General features: G+C 59.5%; 15 protein-coding genes. 11 read left to right on the top strand and 4 right to left on the bottom strand.

What is annotated here, in order from left to right; genetic code table 11:
- Positions 1 to 591: 591 nt before the first annotated feature.
- On the top strand, positions 592 to 1272 hold the full coding sequence (locus tag AC3WJE_RS03330; protein ID WP_493729354.1) for a nucleotidyltransferase family protein: 681 nt from the start codon (positions 592 to 594) through the stop codon (positions 1270 to 1272).
- Between the two features lie 187 nt (positions 1273 to 1459).
- Here AC3WJE_RS03330 and AC3WJE_RS03335 read toward each other — a convergent pair whose 3' ends face one another.
- Entirely contained in the window at positions 1460 to 3181 is a 1722-nt protein-coding gene (locus AC3WJE_RS03335) for an acyl-CoA dehydrogenase family protein (protein WP_493729355.1), read from the bottom strand.
- A gap of 117 nt (positions 3182 to 3298) precedes the next feature.
- Between AC3WJE_RS03335 and AC3WJE_RS03340 the strand changes: the two genes are divergently transcribed.
- Positions 3299 to 3928, top strand: a complete 630-nt coding sequence (locus tag AC3WJE_RS03340) for a TetR/AcrR family transcriptional regulator (RefSeq protein WP_493729356.1) — start codon at positions 3299 to 3301, stop codon at positions 3926 to 3928.
- Positions 3929 to 4101: 173 nt separating this feature from the next.
- On the opposite strand, the gene AC3WJE_RS03345 is transcribed toward AC3WJE_RS03340, so the two are convergent.
- A complete protein-coding gene (locus tag AC3WJE_RS03345; protein ID WP_493729357.1) occupies positions 4102 to 5448 on the bottom strand; it encodes an NTP/NDP exchange transporter in 1347 nt (448 codons plus the stop codon).
- A 338-nt stretch (positions 5449 to 5786) separates the two neighbouring features.
- On the opposite strand from AC3WJE_RS03345, the gene AC3WJE_RS03350 reads away from it, so the two are divergent.
- The gene (locus tag AC3WJE_RS03350) at positions 5787 to 6509 is read left to right on the top strand and encodes an NADPH-dependent F420 reductase (RefSeq protein ID WP_493729358.1); all 723 of its coding nucleotides are present in this window, start codon (positions 5787 to 5789) and stop codon (positions 6507 to 6509) included.
- Positions 6510 to 6629: 120 nt separating this feature from the next.
- Here the strand turns inward: AC3WJE_RS03350 and AC3WJE_RS03355 are convergent, their stop codons facing one another.
- Positions 6630 to 8057, bottom strand: a complete 1428-nt coding sequence (locus AC3WJE_RS03355; RefSeq protein WP_493729359.1) for a sigma-54 interaction domain-containing protein — start codon at positions 8055 to 8057, stop codon at positions 6630 to 6632.
- 199 nt (positions 8058 to 8256) lie between these two features.
- Between AC3WJE_RS03355 and AC3WJE_RS03360 the strand changes: the two genes are divergently transcribed.
- The 7 genes from AC3WJE_RS03360 (at position 8257) to AC3WJE_RS03390 (ending at position 15606) form a co-directional block, all read left to right on the top strand.
- The gene (locus tag AC3WJE_RS03360) at positions 8257 to 9897 is read left to right on the top strand and encodes an acyl-CoA synthetase (RefSeq protein WP_493729360.1); all 1641 of its coding nucleotides are present in this window, start codon (positions 8257 to 8259) and stop codon (positions 9895 to 9897) included.
- 32 nt (positions 9898 to 9929) lie between these two features.
- The gene (locus tag AC3WJE_RS03365; protein ID WP_493729361.1) at positions 9930 to 10796 is read left to right on the top strand and encodes an alpha/beta fold hydrolase; all 867 of its coding nucleotides are present in this window, start codon (positions 9930 to 9932) and stop codon (positions 10794 to 10796) included.
- A 77-nt stretch (positions 10797 to 10873) separates the two neighbouring features.
- Positions 10874 to 12046, top strand: a complete 1173-nt coding sequence (locus AC3WJE_RS03370) for a substrate-binding domain-containing protein (RefSeq protein WP_493729362.1) — start codon at positions 10874 to 10876, stop codon at positions 12044 to 12046.
- Between the two features lie 6 nt (positions 12047 to 12052).
- The gene (locus tag AC3WJE_RS03375; RefSeq protein ID WP_493729363.1) at positions 12053 to 12817 is read left to right on the top strand and encodes an ABC transporter ATP-binding protein; all 765 of its coding nucleotides are present in this window, start codon (positions 12053 to 12055) and stop codon (positions 12815 to 12817) included.
- The gene (locus AC3WJE_RS03380; protein WP_493729364.1) at positions 12814 to 13542 is read left to right on the top strand and encodes an ABC transporter ATP-binding protein; all 729 of its coding nucleotides are present in this window, start codon (positions 12814 to 12816) and stop codon (positions 13540 to 13542) included. The genes AC3WJE_RS03375 and AC3WJE_RS03380 overlap by 4 nt, the downstream gene beginning before the upstream one ends.
- A complete protein-coding gene (locus AC3WJE_RS03385; RefSeq protein ID WP_493729365.1) occupies positions 13539 to 14525 on the top strand; it encodes a branched-chain amino acid ABC transporter permease in 987 nt (328 codons plus the stop codon). The genes AC3WJE_RS03380 and AC3WJE_RS03385 overlap by 4 nt, the downstream gene beginning before the upstream one ends.
- Positions 14497 to 15606, top strand: coding sequence for a branched-chain amino acid ABC transporter permease (locus AC3WJE_RS03390; protein ID WP_493729366.1), 1110 nt, complete (start codon positions 14497 to 14499; stop codon positions 15604 to 15606). Before AC3WJE_RS03385 ends, AC3WJE_RS03390 begins: the two co-directional genes overlap by 29 nt.
- Positions 15607 to 15644: 38 nt before the next feature.
- Here the strand turns inward: AC3WJE_RS03390 and AC3WJE_RS03395 are convergent, their stop codons facing one another.
- The gene (locus tag AC3WJE_RS03395; RefSeq protein ID WP_493729367.1) at positions 15645 to 16526 is read right to left on the bottom strand and encodes a LysR family transcriptional regulator; all 882 of its coding nucleotides are present in this window, start codon (positions 16524 to 16526) and stop codon (positions 15645 to 15647) included.
- A gap of 124 nt (positions 16527 to 16650) precedes the next feature.
- Here AC3WJE_RS03395 and AC3WJE_RS03400 point away from each other — a divergent pair, with 124 nt between their 5' ends.
- On the top strand, positions 16651 to 17634 hold the full coding sequence (locus AC3WJE_RS03400) for an aldo/keto reductase (RefSeq protein ID WP_493729368.1): 984 nt from the start codon (positions 16651 to 16653) through the stop codon (positions 17632 to 17634).
- The last annotated feature ends 48 nt before the right edge of the window (positions 17635 to 17682 follow it).

Genomic DNA, 17682 nt, shown 5'->3' on the forward strand with positions numbered 1-17682 from the left:
ACTTGACAGCGTACGGCTGTGTCCATTCTTGGGCTTGCACGATCTGTCGGATTGGTTGCCCAAAATGACGAGAAAACGTTCAATCGGATAGCACAAAACAACAGGACGCCTCTGTAAAGGGAAACCAGGAAAGCGGTCAGCATCAGCATTGCCATGACGACGAAGGTGTAGGAGAGTTGCACGGCGATCTGGAACAATTTCATGAACACGGCAAGACTGCAGTTGAGAGGCCAAGGAGGGCGGCTCAGCACAATTGCAGAACGACTGCCAATGTAAAAAATTGTGGAAAATGCTTGTCTGCTCCCTCCATCCAGATGACTGGCTGCACGGCTCGCCACCGGGGCGATCTGCGTTTATGTCAGACCAAACTTCAGGATCAACCACTGATGAGTCACATCGAACTCTACGTGGGTTACGCCTTATTGATTAGCCGCCACAATCGGCATAGCTAAAGAAGCTCTCCTTATGAGTCGAATTGCCTCAACTAAGTGATGCGCGGTGTCTCGGCTTCTGCTGCCGGCTGAAGGTAAGGAGTTCGCGTAACGCTCGGCAGTAAGGTATGTGAGGACGCAATGAATCAGAGCGACCCTAATGGTTAATTTGCCCTGCACAGTCCAGTCTGGCCGCGTTGCCTGCTCTGCAACCATCCTTGCTGCGGGGCTGGGTCGACGTCTTGGGCGTCGCCCCAAGGCGGCGCTGCTGATCGGCGATAGCAGTCTTTTGGAACGATTGATCTGCGCGCTTCGGGCCGCTGGCTGCGAGACGGTCGGCGTTGTGATGGGCGCGCATGCACCTGTCTTAGAACCGCTCGCGATACGCTGCGGTGCGGAGGTCTTTAAGCATTCGCGGACGGACCCCGAACTCATCGACTCCCAGCGCTTGGCGATCGAGCGACATGTGGGCGTACGCCCTGGGCAGGATATGTTGCTGTTGGTCGCTGACCTTCCGTTGCTCACCGGGCAGGACATCGCGACATTGATTGAGGTCTGGCGCAGGCGTGGGAGTGCAATGCTGGCCCAGATTCCTGTGGTCAATGGTGTCAGAGGCCACCCAGTCATCCTAGCTTGGGACGCCGTAGAGCAAATCCATCGAACACCAGTCCACGCCGGCATTCGAGACTGGATGCGCGTGCATTCCGATGCGGTGGCATTGATTGAGAGTGATCGAGTAGGTTTTGTGACCGATCTAGACACGCCCGAGGACTTCGCTGCGCTCAGGGCCTTCCTGCATCCGACACCGGTGACGTTGCCACCAGCTAGCATTGAGCCGTAACAGGAGGATGGCTAAGTGCCGTTGTAAGCCATCCGCGCACGTCGTGAAGATCCCAGCGGTCGAAGAACTCCTTGTCCCAAGTCAGATGAGAAGCATCGCGCACCAGCACATCTCTGTGAGATTGCCGCTGCGCGAGGAACGGCCACTCACGCGAATGCCGGGTTGTCCTTCGAGCGATGCTCTTAAGTTAGTTGCCAAGCGTCGAAACGATCTGCGAACAAAGTGCCCGTTCCATGATTGCCACTACATCAACACTACGAGGCAACGCGCCGTATTGATGATGGCCGCGGCTTTCGATGCGAGATATGCAGAATGCCTCTGCCACGAAACTTGGTGATGACTTGAGCAACTGAGCAGCCTGAAATGCAATCGCCATGCGATCCACGACGTCCCGGGCCCTGTACTCGATATCGCTCAAGTCATCCAGGTCGTTCCGAAGCTCGTCGACGTACTGATCGAGCGGCACGTATTGCCCCCTGACTGCGCTGACTTCGTCGAAGAATGCGGCCACCGTCTCTGGCTCTCTCCGAAATACGCGAATCACATCGAGACACTGCACGTTTCCGCAGCCCTCCCAGATGGCATTCAGGGGTGCCTCGCGATAGAGGCGCGGCATCGGACCGTCTTCCATGAAGCCGCTTCCTCCGACGCACTCCATGGCCTCGACAGCATGTTGTGCAGTGCGCTTGCAGATCCAGTATTTCCCCAATGCGGTGCCCAGTCGCGCCATGTGATCCTCATGCGCCGTTCCTTGCTCATCCAGTGCACGCGCGATTCGCAGTGTCATCGACAGTGCGGCTTCGCTTTCAAGTGCAAGGTCAGCCAGGACGTTCTGCATCAACGGTTGCTCACTGAGCTGCTTGCCGAAAACAATGCGGTTTCGGCAATGGTAGAGGGCCTGGGTAAGTGCCATCCGCATGCCTCCTGCGGAAAGAATCATGCAGTCGAAACGGGTCATCGCAACCATCTCGATGATGGTGGAGACGCCCTTTCCCTCCGGCCCCACCATCCAGGCAAGGGCGCCACGCAACTCCGTTTCCCCCGCTGCGTTGGAGGTGTTACCCATTTTCTTTTTGAGGCGCTGCACCTGCATCGGATTCTTGCTGCCGTCCGGCCGCCAGCGCGGCAGAAGGAAGCAAGAGAGACCACCGGGCGCTTGCGCAAGCACGAGGAAGGCATCGGACATCGGGGCGGAGACGAAAAACTTGTGTCCAACCAGTTCGTAGGCCTGACCGGGCCCCTCTGCGCCGACAGGTGTGGCGCAAGTAGTGTTCGCCCGTACATCCGATCCACCTTGCTTCTCGGTCATGGCCATGCCGATGGTGAGAGCGTACTTTTGATCCGCTGGAATGTTGCGAGGGTCATAATGCCAAGCTGTGATCTTCGGCAACCACTGCGCTGCCAAATCTGGCTGCATCTGGATCGCACGCGTTGCGGCAAATGTCATGGCGATAGGGCAGCCGTGCCCGGCTTCAACCTGACACTGAAGATAGAACTTTGCGGCCCGCGCTACATGGGCTCCCGCTTTGGGATCTGTCCAAGGGGAAGAGTGCAATCCCTCCTCGAACGCTACCTTCAGCAGCGCATGGTAGGACGGGTGAAATCGCGCTTGGTCGATGCGACGACCATGCCTATCATGTGTATCGAACTCGGGCTGGAACTTGTTGGCAAGATGGCCTTGCTCAAGATACTCGGCGGTGCCGATCAGCGAGCCGAAGCGTTCGAGGTCAGCGGTGGCCCATTGGGCGCCAGCAAGCGCAACATTCTCACGCAGCGCCATGTCAACATTGAAGAGGTTGTAGTCAACGAGATCAGTCGGCTGATTCTCGACGACATGGGTCACCGCGCCGTAGGCATCTGGCTGTGCGGTAGGGTTTTGTAAGAGTGCTGAGGTCTCGACGGCGGACATGATTCTGCTCCAGGTGATAACCGATATGGGTCTTGGCGGCGAGAGAACAAATTCACGTTCTCGCCTAAGAAAATTCTAGAGAGATGCCTCAACTGTGATGTCCGGATTTCGAAACGCATGACTGATCGGAAGACAACCGTTGCCAAGCCTCGGCGTAAGCCAGTTCAGTCGCGCTCCTGGCAGACATCGGTGGCTATTCAGGATGCCTTTGTTCAGCTTTTGGTGGAGGACGACTACGAGCGGATCACCATCCGGGACATCGTGATGGTCGCCGGAGTCGCGCTCGGCAGCTTTTATGAGTACTTCACCAGCAAGGAGGAGCTTGCGAGAACCTGCGTCCACTTTCGTTCAAAGCGGATTCTGAATACGGTGGAGAATTGTCGGGCAGAGGCGGCCGGACATCCCGTGACAGAGAGTGTTGAAAAAGCGGTGCTCACTCTGGTGGACATGGTCCTGGATGACCATGCGCGTTGGGGGCAGCACTTCCTGCTCGAGCGGCTGCATAGCCCTCTGGTGCAGTACCGCGCAAACTACGCCAGATTTACGCTGCAGTGGAGGCTGCTGCTGGAGGCTTGCTCGGATTGGCCAATTACTCAAGATGCGCATAGACCAGCATTGACAATTTCCATGCTGGTCTATGGAGCGCTGTCGCATACCGCTCTATCGGACAAAGGAAGTCTCGACAAGGATGCGGCGCGAGAACAACTTAGGCTTGCTGTAACAAGCTATCTTGCCGTGTTGATTTAACTCGCCCTCTTGGTGAGGTGTGCTTGAGGATTGGGTAGACGTTTGACCTGAGCACCTGTCGCGGCAACCCAGGCGCGACGCCTCTGACATGGCGAAATCAGCTTCGGGCGCTAGTGGCGCTGCCAGAGTCCCGTCCGTGTCGGGCACATCGCAGGCGAATAATCTTCGCCTGGCTACTGCTTGAGCATAGAGGGTGCCAAGCGACTTGTGGATGGGTCGTCAATACTGGTCGCCATCTGCCTATCGTGCCGCAGCCCCAGCCACACGCTCAGTAGTAGCCACGCCACCGACAGCGGCACCGCCACGATCGCGATGCCGCTCATGCTCAGTCCCAGTCCAAGCATCGCTGCATAGGACCAACTGCCCACCTGGTCGCCTGCGCGGTAAACCACGGTGTCGATGAAGTTTTTGGCCTTGTACCGATCTTCCCTCGTCACCGACGTGAACAGTATTTCCCGAGTGGGCCTGGCCAACGCAAAGTTGCTGACGCGCCGAGCGACCTGCACGGCGACAAAAATTGCCACGGTCGACGACAAAGAAAGGGACGTAAAGCCGATAACGCTGCACAGTGGAAGCGCGCAGAGGATGACGGTGACCCCCATTTTTTTCAGCAACCGGCCGGTGAGGAACAGTTGGAAGACCAGGGTCAGCACGTTCACCCAGAAGTCGATGTCTGCAAAGAAAGCCGTTCTGGCAGCGCGGTCGGTGAAGTTCGCCTCGGCGATGGCTGCTTGTTGGAAGTACAGCACTGTGGACGTGACCGAATACAGCAGGATGAACGCTGCGATACCCAGCAGGTACGGCGAACGCAGCGTATGGCTCACTCCTGCAAGCACTCCGCCGCCCATTGCACGCTGGGTTTCTTTGTCGTCGTCGCTGCGTTCGAAGTCTTGAGTCGAGCGCACCAGGCGACGCGCCGCGAAGACCGCCACTTCCAGCAGGGCAACGCAGGCAATCATCAGCCAGGCCTGACCCAACTGCGCCACCAGGCCAGAGGTCAGACTTGAGCCCGCGATTCCGCCCACTGTTGCACCGGCGGCCAGAAATCCGAACAGCCGCTTGCCTTGTTCGGCATTGAAAATGTCCACCATCAACGACCAAAACACCGAGACGACGAAGAGGTTGAAGACGGATACCCAGATGAAGAAGGCCCGGCCGACCCAGATCTGCTGTGCGGGGTCCGAAAACTTCAGCAACAGCAGAAAGGCCAGCAGGTTCGCCATGAAGAATCGGTACGTGATGGCGATGAAGCGCTCGCGCGGCCAACCGCGCACGACATAGGCAAAAAGCGGGTTGATGGCGAGCATTGCGACGAGCGTGCCGGTGAACAACCAGGGCAAGTTGCGCACGCCGCCGGCGACGCCCAGTTCGTCGCGGATCGGTCTGAGCACGTAGTAGGCAAGAAACAGGACGAACACGTACAGGCAAGCCCACCCGAGGGCCCGCGCCTCAGCTGCGCGAACATCGCCCAATCGTTGTAGAACTCGGACAATGAGCGGAGGGGAATCGAGCTGGGTCATGCTGGTCAGATGCCTTGGATATGCGCCGCGCCTGCAGTGCTTCCCGCAGATCTCGCTCGATCGGTGTCGAGCCGAGGGCAAGTCCAATGGCGCCTGCAGCGCAGAAGGGTTTTAAGGAACTGCGAGGCGAAATGTTTCCGTAGTACGCTAACCACTGCGCACGCGAATTCAGCTTTCGGATCGTCGGTGTTCCCTGTGTATCATTAAGAATGTACAGGTGGTGGCGTTCGATGACTCATTAGATTCACTAATGAGGCCTTGCGGTATTCGGTGGTTATTAGCGAGGCGTAGGTAGTGTTAAATCTAAAGCGATTGCCAACTACTTAAGGATTGCCGTCATGTCGACAACTCGCCGTTCTGTCTTGCTCGCTCTGGGGGCGTTATCGGTTTTAACCCTGATGCCGGCAATTGGAAACGCAGCGGAAAAGATGCGTATTGGAATCGTCGGCGCTGGCTCCCATGGCGGGACGATTGGCCGCCTCTGGGTGCAGGCGGGGCACGAGGTCATGTTCTCCACGCGCAATCCCTCGGAGTTGGAAGCAATGGCAAAGGAGCTGGGGCCAAAGGCTTCTGTTGGCACCTCGCGGCAAGCAGCGGAGTTTGGCTCGGTCGTTCTCTTCGCGACGCCATACAACGCATTGCCTGACCTCGGACGCGACCTGGCACCGGCTCTGCGCGGGAAGATCGTGCTGGACGCCACCAACCCACCGCCGGACGAGGGTAACCCGCTGTCCCGAGAAGCCTATGCCAGTGGTGTTGGCGAGACCTCGGCCAAATACTTGCCAGGGACGCGACTGGTGCGTGCCTTCAGTGCAACCGATGCGTCATCGATCAGTGCTTCTGCACGCCGCGACAACGCAAAACTGGGTGTGCCATTGGCGAGCAATGATGCGCAGGCACTTCAAGTCGCGGCTCAGCTGACCCGGGACTTGGGATCCATTCCTGTCATTACCGGTAACCTTTCGACAGCCCGCACCTTCCAGCGAGGCGGCCCTGGATTCAGGGCCAACACCGACGCGGCAGCGCTGCGCAAGCTTTTAGGTCTGGGCCCAGACGCTTGAATGACCGGATACCGCCTCAGCTGCTGCTGGGCCGGATGAAGATTACTGAGTCCACATCAGCAGCGCTAGAAGGTGAAACGCGATGCTTGGTAAAGCATCGCGATCCGGTTTGAAATAGCCTCAAGTTTCAAGTAGGCCCAGCTGATTGGCCTTCTTATACAGAGTAGTCCTTGAAATGCGCAAGGCTTGGGCTGCCTGAGCAATCGAGCCTTTGCTCTCCACGAGGGCTGCGCCAATCCTTTCTCGCTCAAGAGCTGCAACCGCTTCTGCAAGTGACTGCAATGGGGTCGGCTCCATTGCGGCCGCGCAGGGATTGAGCGGATCGAGTGCGAATGCGCGATCCACCACGGCAGCATTGATTGACGCGCCTTCCACATACATGCTGCACCGCTCAAGCACGTTGCGCAGCTCCCTCACATTGCCAGACCATTCCTGCGCCTGCAGTCGGTCAACAGCGCAGGACAGCAGTTCAGGGGTCGGCATTTGGCTTCGCCTCGCGATTTGCTCGAGCAATAAACGACTTAGTTCGCCAACATCCTCGCTCCTGTCGCACAAGGCGGGCACAACGATCGGCAGCACATTCAATCTGTAATAAAGATCGGAACGAAAACGCTTGTCCGCAACCGCTTTGCGAAGGTCAACGCTCGTTGCCGCAATGACCCGCACATCAACACGTTGCAGACGATTGGAGCCCAACGATTCGAATTCACCGCTCTCTAGAAAGCGGAGAAGCTTGACCTGTGCGCCCTGTGGCATGTCGCCGACTTCATCCAAGAAAAGGGTGCCGCCATCCGCCAGTTGAAGCTTGCCCATACGGGTTCGTCGGTCAGCGCCCGTGAATGCGCCAGGCGTTGTACCAAAGAACTCGGACTCGAACAGGGTCTCCGGGATTGCAGCAACGTTGACCGCGACGAAGTTGCTTGCTGCACGCTTGGATCGCGCGTGGATGGATTGCGCCACGACTTCCTTACCACTGCCCGTTGCGCCTGTGATCAGGACCGAGACGCCGCTTTTAGACGCTTGTGACGAAAGACGGCGTACTTCGGTGGCGGCCTTGCTCTTACCTGAGAACTCCGCCACATGAGCGTTGGCGGTTCGTCGATCAATCGCCTTTTCCTGTGGCCCCTTCAACGAGGACAGCTGTGCAAGCCGTCCTTGGAAAAGATCGAAGCTGTCGGTGCTGTACAGCACGAAGCCAAACGCACCAATGATGTTCTTGCTGTTGTCGAACACAGGGAAGCGGGACACGACGTAGTTCGCGCTCCCAAAAGCCATCACGTCGAGCACGATCGACTGGCCTGTCGACAGCACTTCGGGAATGCGGCTCTCAGGGAGCACGGACGATATGGGCTGGCCGATCAGGTCACCTGCCGTGACCCCGATGAGGCGACAGTATTTTTCGTTTATCCAGACGATCCGAGCTTCGTGATCCGTGGCAAGCGTGCCGGCAGAGGCGGCCTCCATGGTCGAGAAGAAAGAGCGCTCTGCAAGACTCGAGATCTTGTCCGTAGCCCAGGCATGCGTCGCCAAACCTGCCGAAGTGCTCATCGCGGACCTCCTGTCCAGTAGCTGGATTTTGCTGTCCACACATTGAACAGCTGCTAGTTCAGATCGTAGCGGTTAACCCTCAAAACAGGCGACTTTGTGGCCGTACACGGCACTAAACCGAGGGTTTTCGCCAGTTGGAACGGAAGTTGCGCAAAAAGCAGAAGCCGGCGTTTGACCGCGCAACTCTCAAAGCCAGTTCATGACCGCCACTCCTTTGCTTCATCCCTACGCTGCCGGCACTCATCGTTGGAACGTCCCCGTCGTCTTCAACATTGCGGACGATGTCTGCACCAAGTGGGCCGACGGCTCTGAGCGGTTGGCGCTGATCGAGGAAGACCAAGCGGGAGGTGTATGCCGCTACACGTTCGATCAGCTAGAGGCGCGCAGCAACCAGTTGGCTAACGCTTTTGCCGAGTGCGGTCTGCAGGCCCTGGACCGTGTCGCCATTCTTCTGCCACAGAGCGTCGAGACAGCCATAGCACACTTGGCGACGTACAAAAGTGGCGCGATCGCAGTCCCGCTGTTCACTTTGTTCGGCCCCGATGCGCTTCTGTTCAGACTGAACGACAGTGGCGCCCGCATTCTGCTCACGGATAGCGCTGGCTTTGCAAAGATCGCCGAGTTGCGAGCGGAACTTCCATCGCTGGCTTTCGTTTTTTGTATTGACGAGGTGCCTGCAGCGGCTGATGCAGTAGATTTTTGGAACGCGCTAGAGGCACAAGGAACTGCATTTGAGAGCGTGCAAACAGGCGCCGAAGATCCTGCGATCCTGATCTACACCTCCGGCACAACCGGGAAGCCCAAGGGTGCATTGCACGCGCATCGCGTGCTGCTCGGGCATTTGCCGGGTGTCGAGCTTTCACACAATGGGTTGCCGTATCCAGGCGATCTCTTTTGGACACCTGCGGATTGGGCCTGGATCGGCGGACTGCTCGATGTCCTGCTTCCTGCCTGGCACCACGGCGTGCCAGTGCTTGCGCACCGGTTCCGTAAGTTCGATGCACCCGCGGCATTTGACCTGATGCAGCGGCACGGCGTCCGCAATGTTTTCATGCCGCCCACGGCATTGAAGCAGTTGCGAGCGGGCTGGCCTGCGCAGCTTGCGCTGAACTTCACGTTGCGCTCGATCGCCAGTGGTGGGGAGGCCTTGGGCGAGGAGCTTGTGGCGTGGACGCGCAAGGCATTCGGTGTGGAGGTCAATGAGTTCTATGGGCAGACCGAATGCAACATGGTCGTCTCAGGCTGCACGGCCTTGTTTGCCCGGGCTAAGGGTGCCATAGGCAAGCCTGTGCCAGGCCACGCCGTGGCCGTGGTCGACGAGGCGGGCCGCGAACTACCGCCCGGGCAGGCGGGCAACATCGCCATCCAACGGCCCGATCCCGTGATGTTTCTCGGGTACTGGCGCCAACCTGAAGCAACCGCTGAGAAATTCGCCGGCGACTATCTGCTGACGGGCGATGCAGGCTTCCAGGACGTCGATGGCTACATCCATTTCGTAGGCCGAACCGACGACCTGATCACGAGCGCTGGCTACCGGATCGGGCCGGGACCGATCGAGGACTGCTTGATCACCCATACGGCGGTGGCATCCGCGGCCGCCGTGGGTGTGCCCGATCCGATCAGGACAGAGCGTGTGACTGCCTTTGTTGTTCTGCGCCCAGGCTTCGTGGCATCCGACACACTGGCAGCGGAGCTGCAGGATTTGGTCCGCCGTCGATTGGCTGCCCATGAGTACCCGCGTGAAGTCCGCTTTGTCGATGCCCTCCCGATGACTGCCACCGGTAAGGTGATCCGCAAAGCGTTGAGGTCGCAAACGACGCGTGGCCCAAATGACGGCTGAGCGACATCTCATCACAAAAGCAAGGAGACAAATTGAACAAAGAGACCATCTCGAGCGCAACGCCGAATTTCGTGACCTGCGATGGTCACGAGATCCACTATGTCGAATGGGGCGACCCAAAGAAGCCTGCTGTGGTTCTGTGGCACGGTCTGGCGCGCACTGCTCGCGACTTCGATGCGCTTGCGCAATCGTTAGCCTCTGACTACTGGGTGATCGTGCCGGACACCATTGGTCGGGGGCTGTCATCGTGGAGCGAGCGCCCGGCAGTCGAGTACTGCTTCGAGTACTACGCGCAGTTAGCAGCAACGCTGCTCGACCAGTTGGGCGTCCAGCGTTTCTCATGGGTCGGGACTTCCATGGGAGGGGCTCTTGGAATCCGTGTCGCCGCAAGCACGCTCCGAGGGCGGATGGATGCGCTGATTCTCAACGACATGGGTCCCGAGCCAAATCCGGTAGCGATGCATCGCATCAGGAACTACATCGGAACACCGCCGGAATTCGCGTCGGTGGCTCAGTTCGAAGCGTACTGCAGAGAAATATACCGTCCATTCGGATGGCACAGCGATCGGCAGTGGCGCCACATGGCGGTCACTTCGATGCGCCGGCTGGCCGATGGCCGGATCACCACCCACTACGACCCTGCCATTGTTCAGCAGTTGGTCGCTCACCCGAATGACTTCAACCAGTGGCCGGCTTTCGAAGGCCTCCAGATCCCGATGCTGCTCTTACGCGGAGAGTCCTCCGATATCGTTTTGCCGGACCATGCCGTCGCGATGAAGCGAAGTCGTCCACAGCTCGAGATTCTGGAGATCGGTGACTGCGGCCACGCCCCTGCACTGAATGTGCCGTTGCAGTGGAACGCCGTAAGCCGATTCATCGCCCGCCATTCGCTAGCCTGACACCGTCACCCCGACCTGCGCTGCAGGGCTCAGCGCCTCGCCACTCAGCCCCCTAACTCCATCATCAAGAGACAAAAATGCGTATCAAGATTCTGTTGCTTCTCGCTCTCACCTTTGCCATGTCCAGTGCGCATGCGCAAGACATTCGCATCGCCCACATTTACGACAAGACTGGCCCGTTGGAGTCTTACGGGGTCCAGACCCAGACCGGACTGATGCTAGGGCTCGACTACGCCACGCAAGGCACCATGCAAGTCAACGGAAAAAAGCTGGTCGTGATTGAGCGTGACGCACAGGGCAAGCCAGACGTTGCAAAGGCTCAGTTGGCTGCAGCGTACGGCGATGACAAAGCCGATATCGCGATCGGCCCCACCAGCTCGGGCGCTGCGCTCGCGATGCTTCCCGTTGCGGAGGAGTACAAGAAAATTCTGCTCGTGGAGCCTGCCGTAGCCGATGCCATCACGGGCGAAAAATGGAACCGCTTCATCTTCCGAACCGGTCGCAACTCATCCCAGGATGCCAGTTCAGCCGCTGCGGTGCTGGACAAGGAGGGCGTCTCCATCGGCACGCTGGTGCAGGACTACGCATTCGGTCGTGACGGCGTCAAGGCATTCAAGCAGGCGCTGAAGCATGCGAAGGTCGTGCACGAGGAATACCTTCCTTTCAACACCTCGGACTTCACTGCCGGTGCCCAGCGGCTGTTCGATGCCCTGAAAGACAAGCCAGGCAGAAAGGTGATTTTTATCGTTTGGGCGGGCACTGGAAATCCGTACCGAATCGCAGAAATGGACCCCAAACGCTTCGGCATCGAGATTGCTGCGGCAGGAAACACCCATCTCGCGATGGCTCCCTACAAGAACTTGCCGGGCATGGAGGGCGCTACCTACTACTACCACGGCCTGCCCAAAAATGAGGTGAATGACTGGCTCGTCAGGGAGCATGTCAAGCGGTTCAAGTCGCCGCCGGATTTCTTTACTGCCGGAGGTTTTTCGGCAGCAGTGGCTGTAGTGACTGCGCTGAAGAAGACAGGCGGCGACACAGGAACCAACAAGCTGATCGGTGCCATGGAGGGCATGAGCTTCGATACGCCCAAAGGGAACATGACCTTCCGCAAGGAGGATCATCAAGCCCTGCAATCGATGTACCACTTCAAGATCAAGAATGATCCTGCAGTCGCGTGGGGCGTGCCTGAGTTGGTTCGGGAGATCAAGCCCGAGGAGATGGACATTCCGATCAAGAACAAGCGCTGATCCGAGATGCTTGAAACCTGCGGACTCACTATTCGCTTCGGAGGCCACGTTGCAGTCAATGATGTCTCGTGCAACTTTGCACCGGGCACGTTGACAGCCATCGTCGGCCCTAACGGGGCGGGGAAAACCACCTATTTCAACTTGATCTCGGGCCAGCTTAAGGCGAGCGCGGGGTCGGTGTCGCTCGACGGTCACCCGTTGTCGGGCCTCTCACCGTCGGCCCGGACGCACGCGGGCCTGGGTCGAGCCTTTCAGCTCACCAACCTGTTTCCCAACCTCACAGTACTGGAGAACGTGCGGCTGGCCGTACAGGCCACGCGCGAGGGCGCGCACCGCCGCGGCTTGAATCTCTGGAGCATCTGGAGCGACCACAAGGCTTTGACGGCGCGCGCCGATGAGCTGCTGGCGCAGATCAATCTCAAGTCAAAAGAGCACGCCACGGTGGCGAGCCTTCCGCATGGTGACCAGCGCAAGCTTGAGGTCGCGCTGTTGATGGCGTTAGAGCCCAAGGTTTTCATGTTCGATGAACCGACTGCCGGCATGAACGCGGCCGAGGCCCCAGTCATCCTCGACTTGATCCGGCAACTCAAACAGGACAAGACCAAGACCATCTTGCTGGTCGAACACAAGATGGACGTGGTTCGCGAACTCGCCGATCGCATCATCGTGCTGCACAACGGCCAGCTCGTGGCCGACGGAGAGCCGGCGGCAGTGATCGCTTCGCCGGTGGTGCAGGAAGCCTACCTGGGTATGGCCAAGGAGGCCGCATGAGCACCACGAATCTGCTGACCCTTGAGGCCGTGCATACGCACATCGGCGCGTACCACATCCTGCATGGCGTCGACCTGGCGGTGCCGAAAGGCCAGCTCACCATGCTGCTCGGCCGCAACGGTGCAGGCAAGACCACCACGTTGCGCACGGTGATGGGCTTGTGGCACGCATCGCAAGGGCGCGTGCGCTTTAACGGTCATGACATCACTTCGCTGCGAACGCCCGAGATTGCGGAACTCGGCATTGCTTACGTGCCCGAGAACATGGGGATCTTCAGCGACCTCACGGTGAAGGAAAACATGTTGCTTGCCGCACGCAGTGCGAAGAACGTTGATTTGATGGACGACGCCCGCCTGAAGTGGATCTTCAAGCTCTTCCCTGCGGTCGAGAAGTTCTGGAACTACCCGGCTGGCAAGCTCTCCGGCGGTCAAAAGCAAATGCTGGCTGTGTCCCGCGCCATCGTCGAGCCGCGCGAGCTGCTGATTGTCGATGAACCCAGCAAGGGACTGGCGCCCGCCATCATCAACAACATGATCGACGCCTTCGGCGAGCTCAAGGCGCAAGGCGTGACGATCTTGCTGGTCGAACAGAACATCCATTTCGCGCAGCGGCTGGGCGACAACGTGGCTGTGATGGACGACGGCCGGGTAGTGCACAGCGGCAGCATGGCCGCATTTTCTGCCGACGAACAGCTGCAGCAGTCGCTGCTTGGACTCGCACTATGAAAACCCTCGCTCTGGACTGGAAGCCGCTCGCGCTTGTGCCGGTGCTCGCGCTCATCGCGCTGCCACTGACCGGCTCGTTGTCTACCTGGCTCACGCTCACGGTTGCGGGCCTGGCGATGGGCATGATCATCTTCATCATCGCCTCGGGCCTCACGCTGGTCTTCGGCCTGATGGACGTGCTGAACTTCGGCCACGGCGTGTTCATCGCGCTGGGCGCCTTCGTCGCGAGCAGCGTGCTCGGGCTGATGGGCGACTGGACCGGCTCCGGCGAACTCTGGCGCAACCTGGTGGCGGTGTTCCCCGCCATGCTGGTCGCGATGCTCGTGGCCGGCGCCGTGGGGCTGGCCTTCGAGCGTTTCATCGTGCGGCCGGTGTACGGCCAGCACCTGAAGCAGATCCTCATCACCATGGGCGGGATGATCATCGGTGAAGAGCTGATCAAGGTGATCTGGGGCCCGGCGCAGATCCCGCTGCCGCTGCCCGACGCCTTGCGCGGCTCGGTCTTCGTAGCCGATGCGGCGATCAGCAAGTACCGCCTGCTGGCGGTGGCTGTCGGCCTCGTCGTCTTCGGGTTGCTGGCCTGGACGCTCGGGCGCACCAAGATCGGCCTCTTGATCCGCGCCGGCGTGCAGGACCGCGAGATGGTCGAGTCCCTTGGTTATCGCATCGGTCGGCTGTTTGTCGGCGTGTTTGTCGTGGGCAGCGCGCTGGCGGGCCTGGGCGGCGTGATGTGGGGACTGTTCCAGCAGAACCTCGTTCCGCAGATGGGTGCGCAGGTTAATGTGCTGATCTTCATCGTCATCATCATCGGCGGGCTGGGCTCGACAGGTGGCGCGCTGATCGGCGCTTTGCTCGTGGGCCTGATGACCAACTACGTCGGCTTCCTGGTGCCCACGCTCACGCAGTTCGCAAGCATCTTCCTGATGGTGGCGGTGCTTCTATGGCGGCCGCAGGGTGTGTACCCCGTGGCGAGCAGCCGGTGAAGAGGATCGACTTATGTTTTTGACACGCCTTCTTTCCAATGATTTGCCGCGCAGCCGTTGGCTCGCGCTGCTCCTGGTCGCGCTGTTCCTGGCGCTGGCCTTCGCACCATTTCTGTTCCCGGGCGTGAAGTCGCTGAGTGTTGCAGCCAAGATCCTCGTCTTCATCGTGCTCGTGGCGAGTTTTGACCTGCTGCTGGGTTACACCGGCATCGTGAGCTTTGCACACACGATGTTCTTCGGTATCGGTGCCTATGGCATCGCGATATCGGCCTCGCGCCTGGGTTCGGGGTGGGAGGCGCTGTTCATCGGCCTCGGCGCATCGTTGGCGGTGTCACTCGTGCTTTCCCTGACCATCGGTCTTTTCTCGCTGCGGGTCAGGGCTATCTTCTTTGCGATGATCACGCTGGCCGTCGCGTCGGCTTTCCAGACATTGGCTTCGCAACTCTCGCAGTTCACAGGCGGCGAAGACGGGCTGACCTTCAGATTGCCGGAGTTGATCTCACCGAGCTTCGAGTTCGCACAGGAGCCCTTCCTAGGCGTCTCGCTCGACGGGCGGTTGCTGTGCTATTACCTGTTGTTCGTCACCGCGGTGGTGCTGGTGCTGGCGCTGCTGCGCATCGTCAACTCGCCGTTCGGTCGCGTGCTGCAGGCGATCCGCGAGAACGAGTTTCGCGCTGAGGCTATCGGTTACCGCGTGGTGGTCTACCGTACGACGGCAGCGGTGCTGTCTGCCTTGTTCGCGACGCTGGCCGGCGCGATGCTCGCCATCTGGCTGCGCTACAACGGCCCGGACACATCGCTGAGCTTCGAGATCATGATCGACGTGCTTTTGATCGTGGTGATCGGTGGCATGGGCACGATCTACGGGGCAGCCATCGGCGCGGTGCTGTTCGTGGTTGCGCAGAGCTACTTGCAGGATCTATTGCGTGTCGGTCATGAAGCCGCTAGTGCGCTGCCTTGGCTTGCAGCATTGCTGTCACCCGATCGCTGGTTGTTGTGGCTGGGTGTGCTGTTCGTACTGTCCGTCTACTATTTCCCTACGGGTGTTGTCGGCCGGCTGCGGATGAGGGCGTTGAGATGAGGCAAGCCACTGCTGGTGAGCCGAGATGCTTCTGCACATCACCGCTCTCGCAGTGCCTGGACGACAAGCATCAGGGCTGGCGAGGCGCTGCGGCTCGCGTAGTAAAGATGATGGCCGGGATAGACCATGGCCCAGCCGTCCAGGACCGTGACCAAATCACCACCGGCGAGATGTTCTTTGACGAAGTTAACGGAAGCCCAGGCCAGGCCCTGACCGGCAAGGGCGGCCTGTACAGCCAGTGCCGTGGTGTTGAACACAAGCTGGCCATTGGGATGTACGTTGAGGGTTTTGCTCCGGCGCTTGAACTCCCAAGCCAGCAAGCCACCATGCGTAGGCAAACGCAACGCAATACAGGCATGCCCGGTGAGGTCCTCTGGCGTTTGAGGAGCGTTATGACGCGCCAAATAGTCAGGGCTTGCAACCACGGCCATGCGGAGTTCGGGCGACATGCGTACGGCAATCATGTCCTTGGCGACGTCGTTGCCCAGGCGCACGCCGATGTCGAAGCGTTCAGCGACGATATCGATGAAGCGGTTGTCACTGCTGATCTCGACCTTGATGTCGGGGTGCAGGGGCAGCCAGGGCTTCAAGCGCGGCCAGACAAGAGTCTGCACAGCGCTCTCGGTTGCGCTGATGCGCACCGTGCCCGCAGGCTTGCCGCGCAGGTCTCCCAGCACTGCCAGTTCTGCCTCGATGTCGGCGAAGCGGGGCGCGACGGTCTGGTAAAGACGTTCGCCCGCTTCAGTTGGCGAGACGCTTCGCGTCGTGCGGTTCAAAAGCTTTAGTTCGAGCCGGGTCTCCAGTGCCCGAACTGTCTGACTGAGGGCGGATTGCGAGACCCCCATCTGCGCGGCGGCGCGGGTAAAGCTGCGTTCACGCACGACTGTCGCAAAGGCTGCCAGTTCATCGAATCTAGCCATGGAACATTACCGATATTGATTAGACGAAGTTATGAGTCTATCCCGATTTGGCAGTCTATTCATCACAGGGAAGCCGGTATAAATTTGAGCAATTCTGAGAAATTGACTGTAATTAAGGATTCCCATGAAAACACGCGCACTTGGAACTAGCGGCCTGAATGTCTCGGCCATCGGCCTGGGGTGCATGGGCCTGAGCTTCGCCTATGGACCGGCAACGGATACGAAGGACGCCGTGGCTTTGATCCGTGCTGCGGTCGATCTTGGCGTCACGTTCTTCGACACCGCCGAAGCCTATGGTCCTTTCACTAACGAAGAAGTCCTCGGCGAGGCTCTGGCCCCGATCCGCGATCAGGTGGTGATCGCTACCAAGTTCGGTTTCCGGTCAGGTGACTCCACCAAGGGCCTGGACAGCCATCCCGACAGCATCAAGGCGGTGGCCGATGCTGCGCTGAAGCGCCTGAAGACCGATCGTATCGATCTTTTCTATCAACACCGCGTGGATCCGGCCGTCCCGATCGAAGACGTTGCCGGCACGGTCAAGGAGTTGATCCAGCAGGGCAAGGTCAAGCACTTTGGCCTGTCCGAAGCCGGAGCCGATGCGATCCGTCGCGCCCACGCCGTCCAGCCTGTCGCCGCGCTGCAGAGCGAATACTCGTTGTGGTGGCGCGAGCCCGAGACCGAGATCTTGCCGACGTTGGAAGAACTGGGCATCGGCTTCGTGCCGTTCAGCCCGCTCGGCAAGGGCTTCCTCACCGGCGCGATCACCGAGCAGACGGTCTTCGCCAGCGACGATTACCGCAACACCGTTCCCCGCTTCAATCCGGACGCGCGCAAGGCGAACCAGGTGCTGGTGGAATTGATCGGGCGCATTGCAGCGCAGAAGCAGGCCACCCCGGCACAGATCGCGCTGGCCTGGCTGCTCGCACAGAAGCCTTGGATCGTGCCGATCCCGGGCACGACCAAGCTGCATCGCCTGCAGGAAAACGTCGGTGCCGTGGCCGTCGTTCTGGAGCCCGAGGATCTGAGCCAGATCGAACAGGCGCTGGCCCAACTCACCATCCATGGCGCTCGCTACTCCGAGGATCGCCAGCGTTTGGTCAATCGCTGAATTCGGGCTTCGACGCAGGTCGTCGCCACAAGGCAGGTGCAACTTTAT

It is taken from the genome of Pseudomonas sp. GW821-FHT07E12 (assembly GCF_058986605.1).

Bases quoted from the DNA above. Each gene is read 5' to 3' on its own strand.
- AC3WJE_RS03385 (WP_493729365.1), top strand. From the start codon at position 13,539: ATGAAAACCCTCGCTCTGGACTGGAAGCCGCTCGCGCTTGTGCCGGTG.
- AC3WJE_RS03380 (WP_493729364.1), top strand. From the start codon at position 12,814: ATGAGCACCACGAATCTGCTGACCCTTGAGGCCGTGCATACGCACATC.
- AC3WJE_RS03330 (WP_493729354.1), top strand. From the start codon at position 592: ATGGTTAATTTGCCCTGCACAGTCCAGTCTGGCCGCGTTGCCTGCTCT.
- AC3WJE_RS03335 (WP_493729355.1), bottom strand. From the start codon at position 3,181: ATGTCCGCCGTCGAGACCTCAGCACTCTTACAAAACCCTACCGCACAG.
- AC3WJE_RS03375 (WP_493729363.1), top strand. From the start codon at position 12,053: ATGCTTGAAACCTGCGGACTCACTATTCGCTTCGGAGGCCACGTTGCA.
- AC3WJE_RS03370 (WP_493729362.1), top strand. From the start codon at position 10,874: ATGCGTATCAAGATTCTGTTGCTTCTCGCTCTCACCTTTGCCATGTCC.
- AC3WJE_RS03350 (WP_493729358.1), top strand. From the start codon at position 5,787: ATGTCGACAACTCGCCGTTCTGTCTTGCTCGCTCTGGGGGCGTTATCG.
- AC3WJE_RS03355 (WP_493729359.1), bottom strand. From the start codon at position 8,057: ATGAGCACTTCGGCAGGTTTGGCGACGCATGCCTGGGCTACGGACAAG.
- AC3WJE_RS03395 (WP_493729367.1), bottom strand. From the start codon at position 16,526: ATGGCTAGATTCGATGAACTGGCAGCCTTTGCGACAGTCGTGCGTGAA.
- AC3WJE_RS03400 (WP_493729368.1), top strand. From the start codon at position 16,651: ATGAAAACACGCGCACTTGGAACTAGCGGCCTGAATGTCTCGGCCATC.
- AC3WJE_RS03345 (WP_493729357.1), bottom strand. From the start codon at position 5,448: ATGACCCAGCTCGATTCCCCTCCGCTCATTGTCCGAGTTCTACAACGA.
- AC3WJE_RS03340 (WP_493729356.1), top strand. From the start codon at position 3,299: ATGACTGATCGGAAGACAACCGTTGCCAAGCCTCGGCGTAAGCCAGTT.
- AC3WJE_RS03360 (WP_493729360.1), top strand. From the start codon at position 8,257: ATGACCGCCACTCCTTTGCTTCATCCCTACGCTGCCGGCACTCATCGT.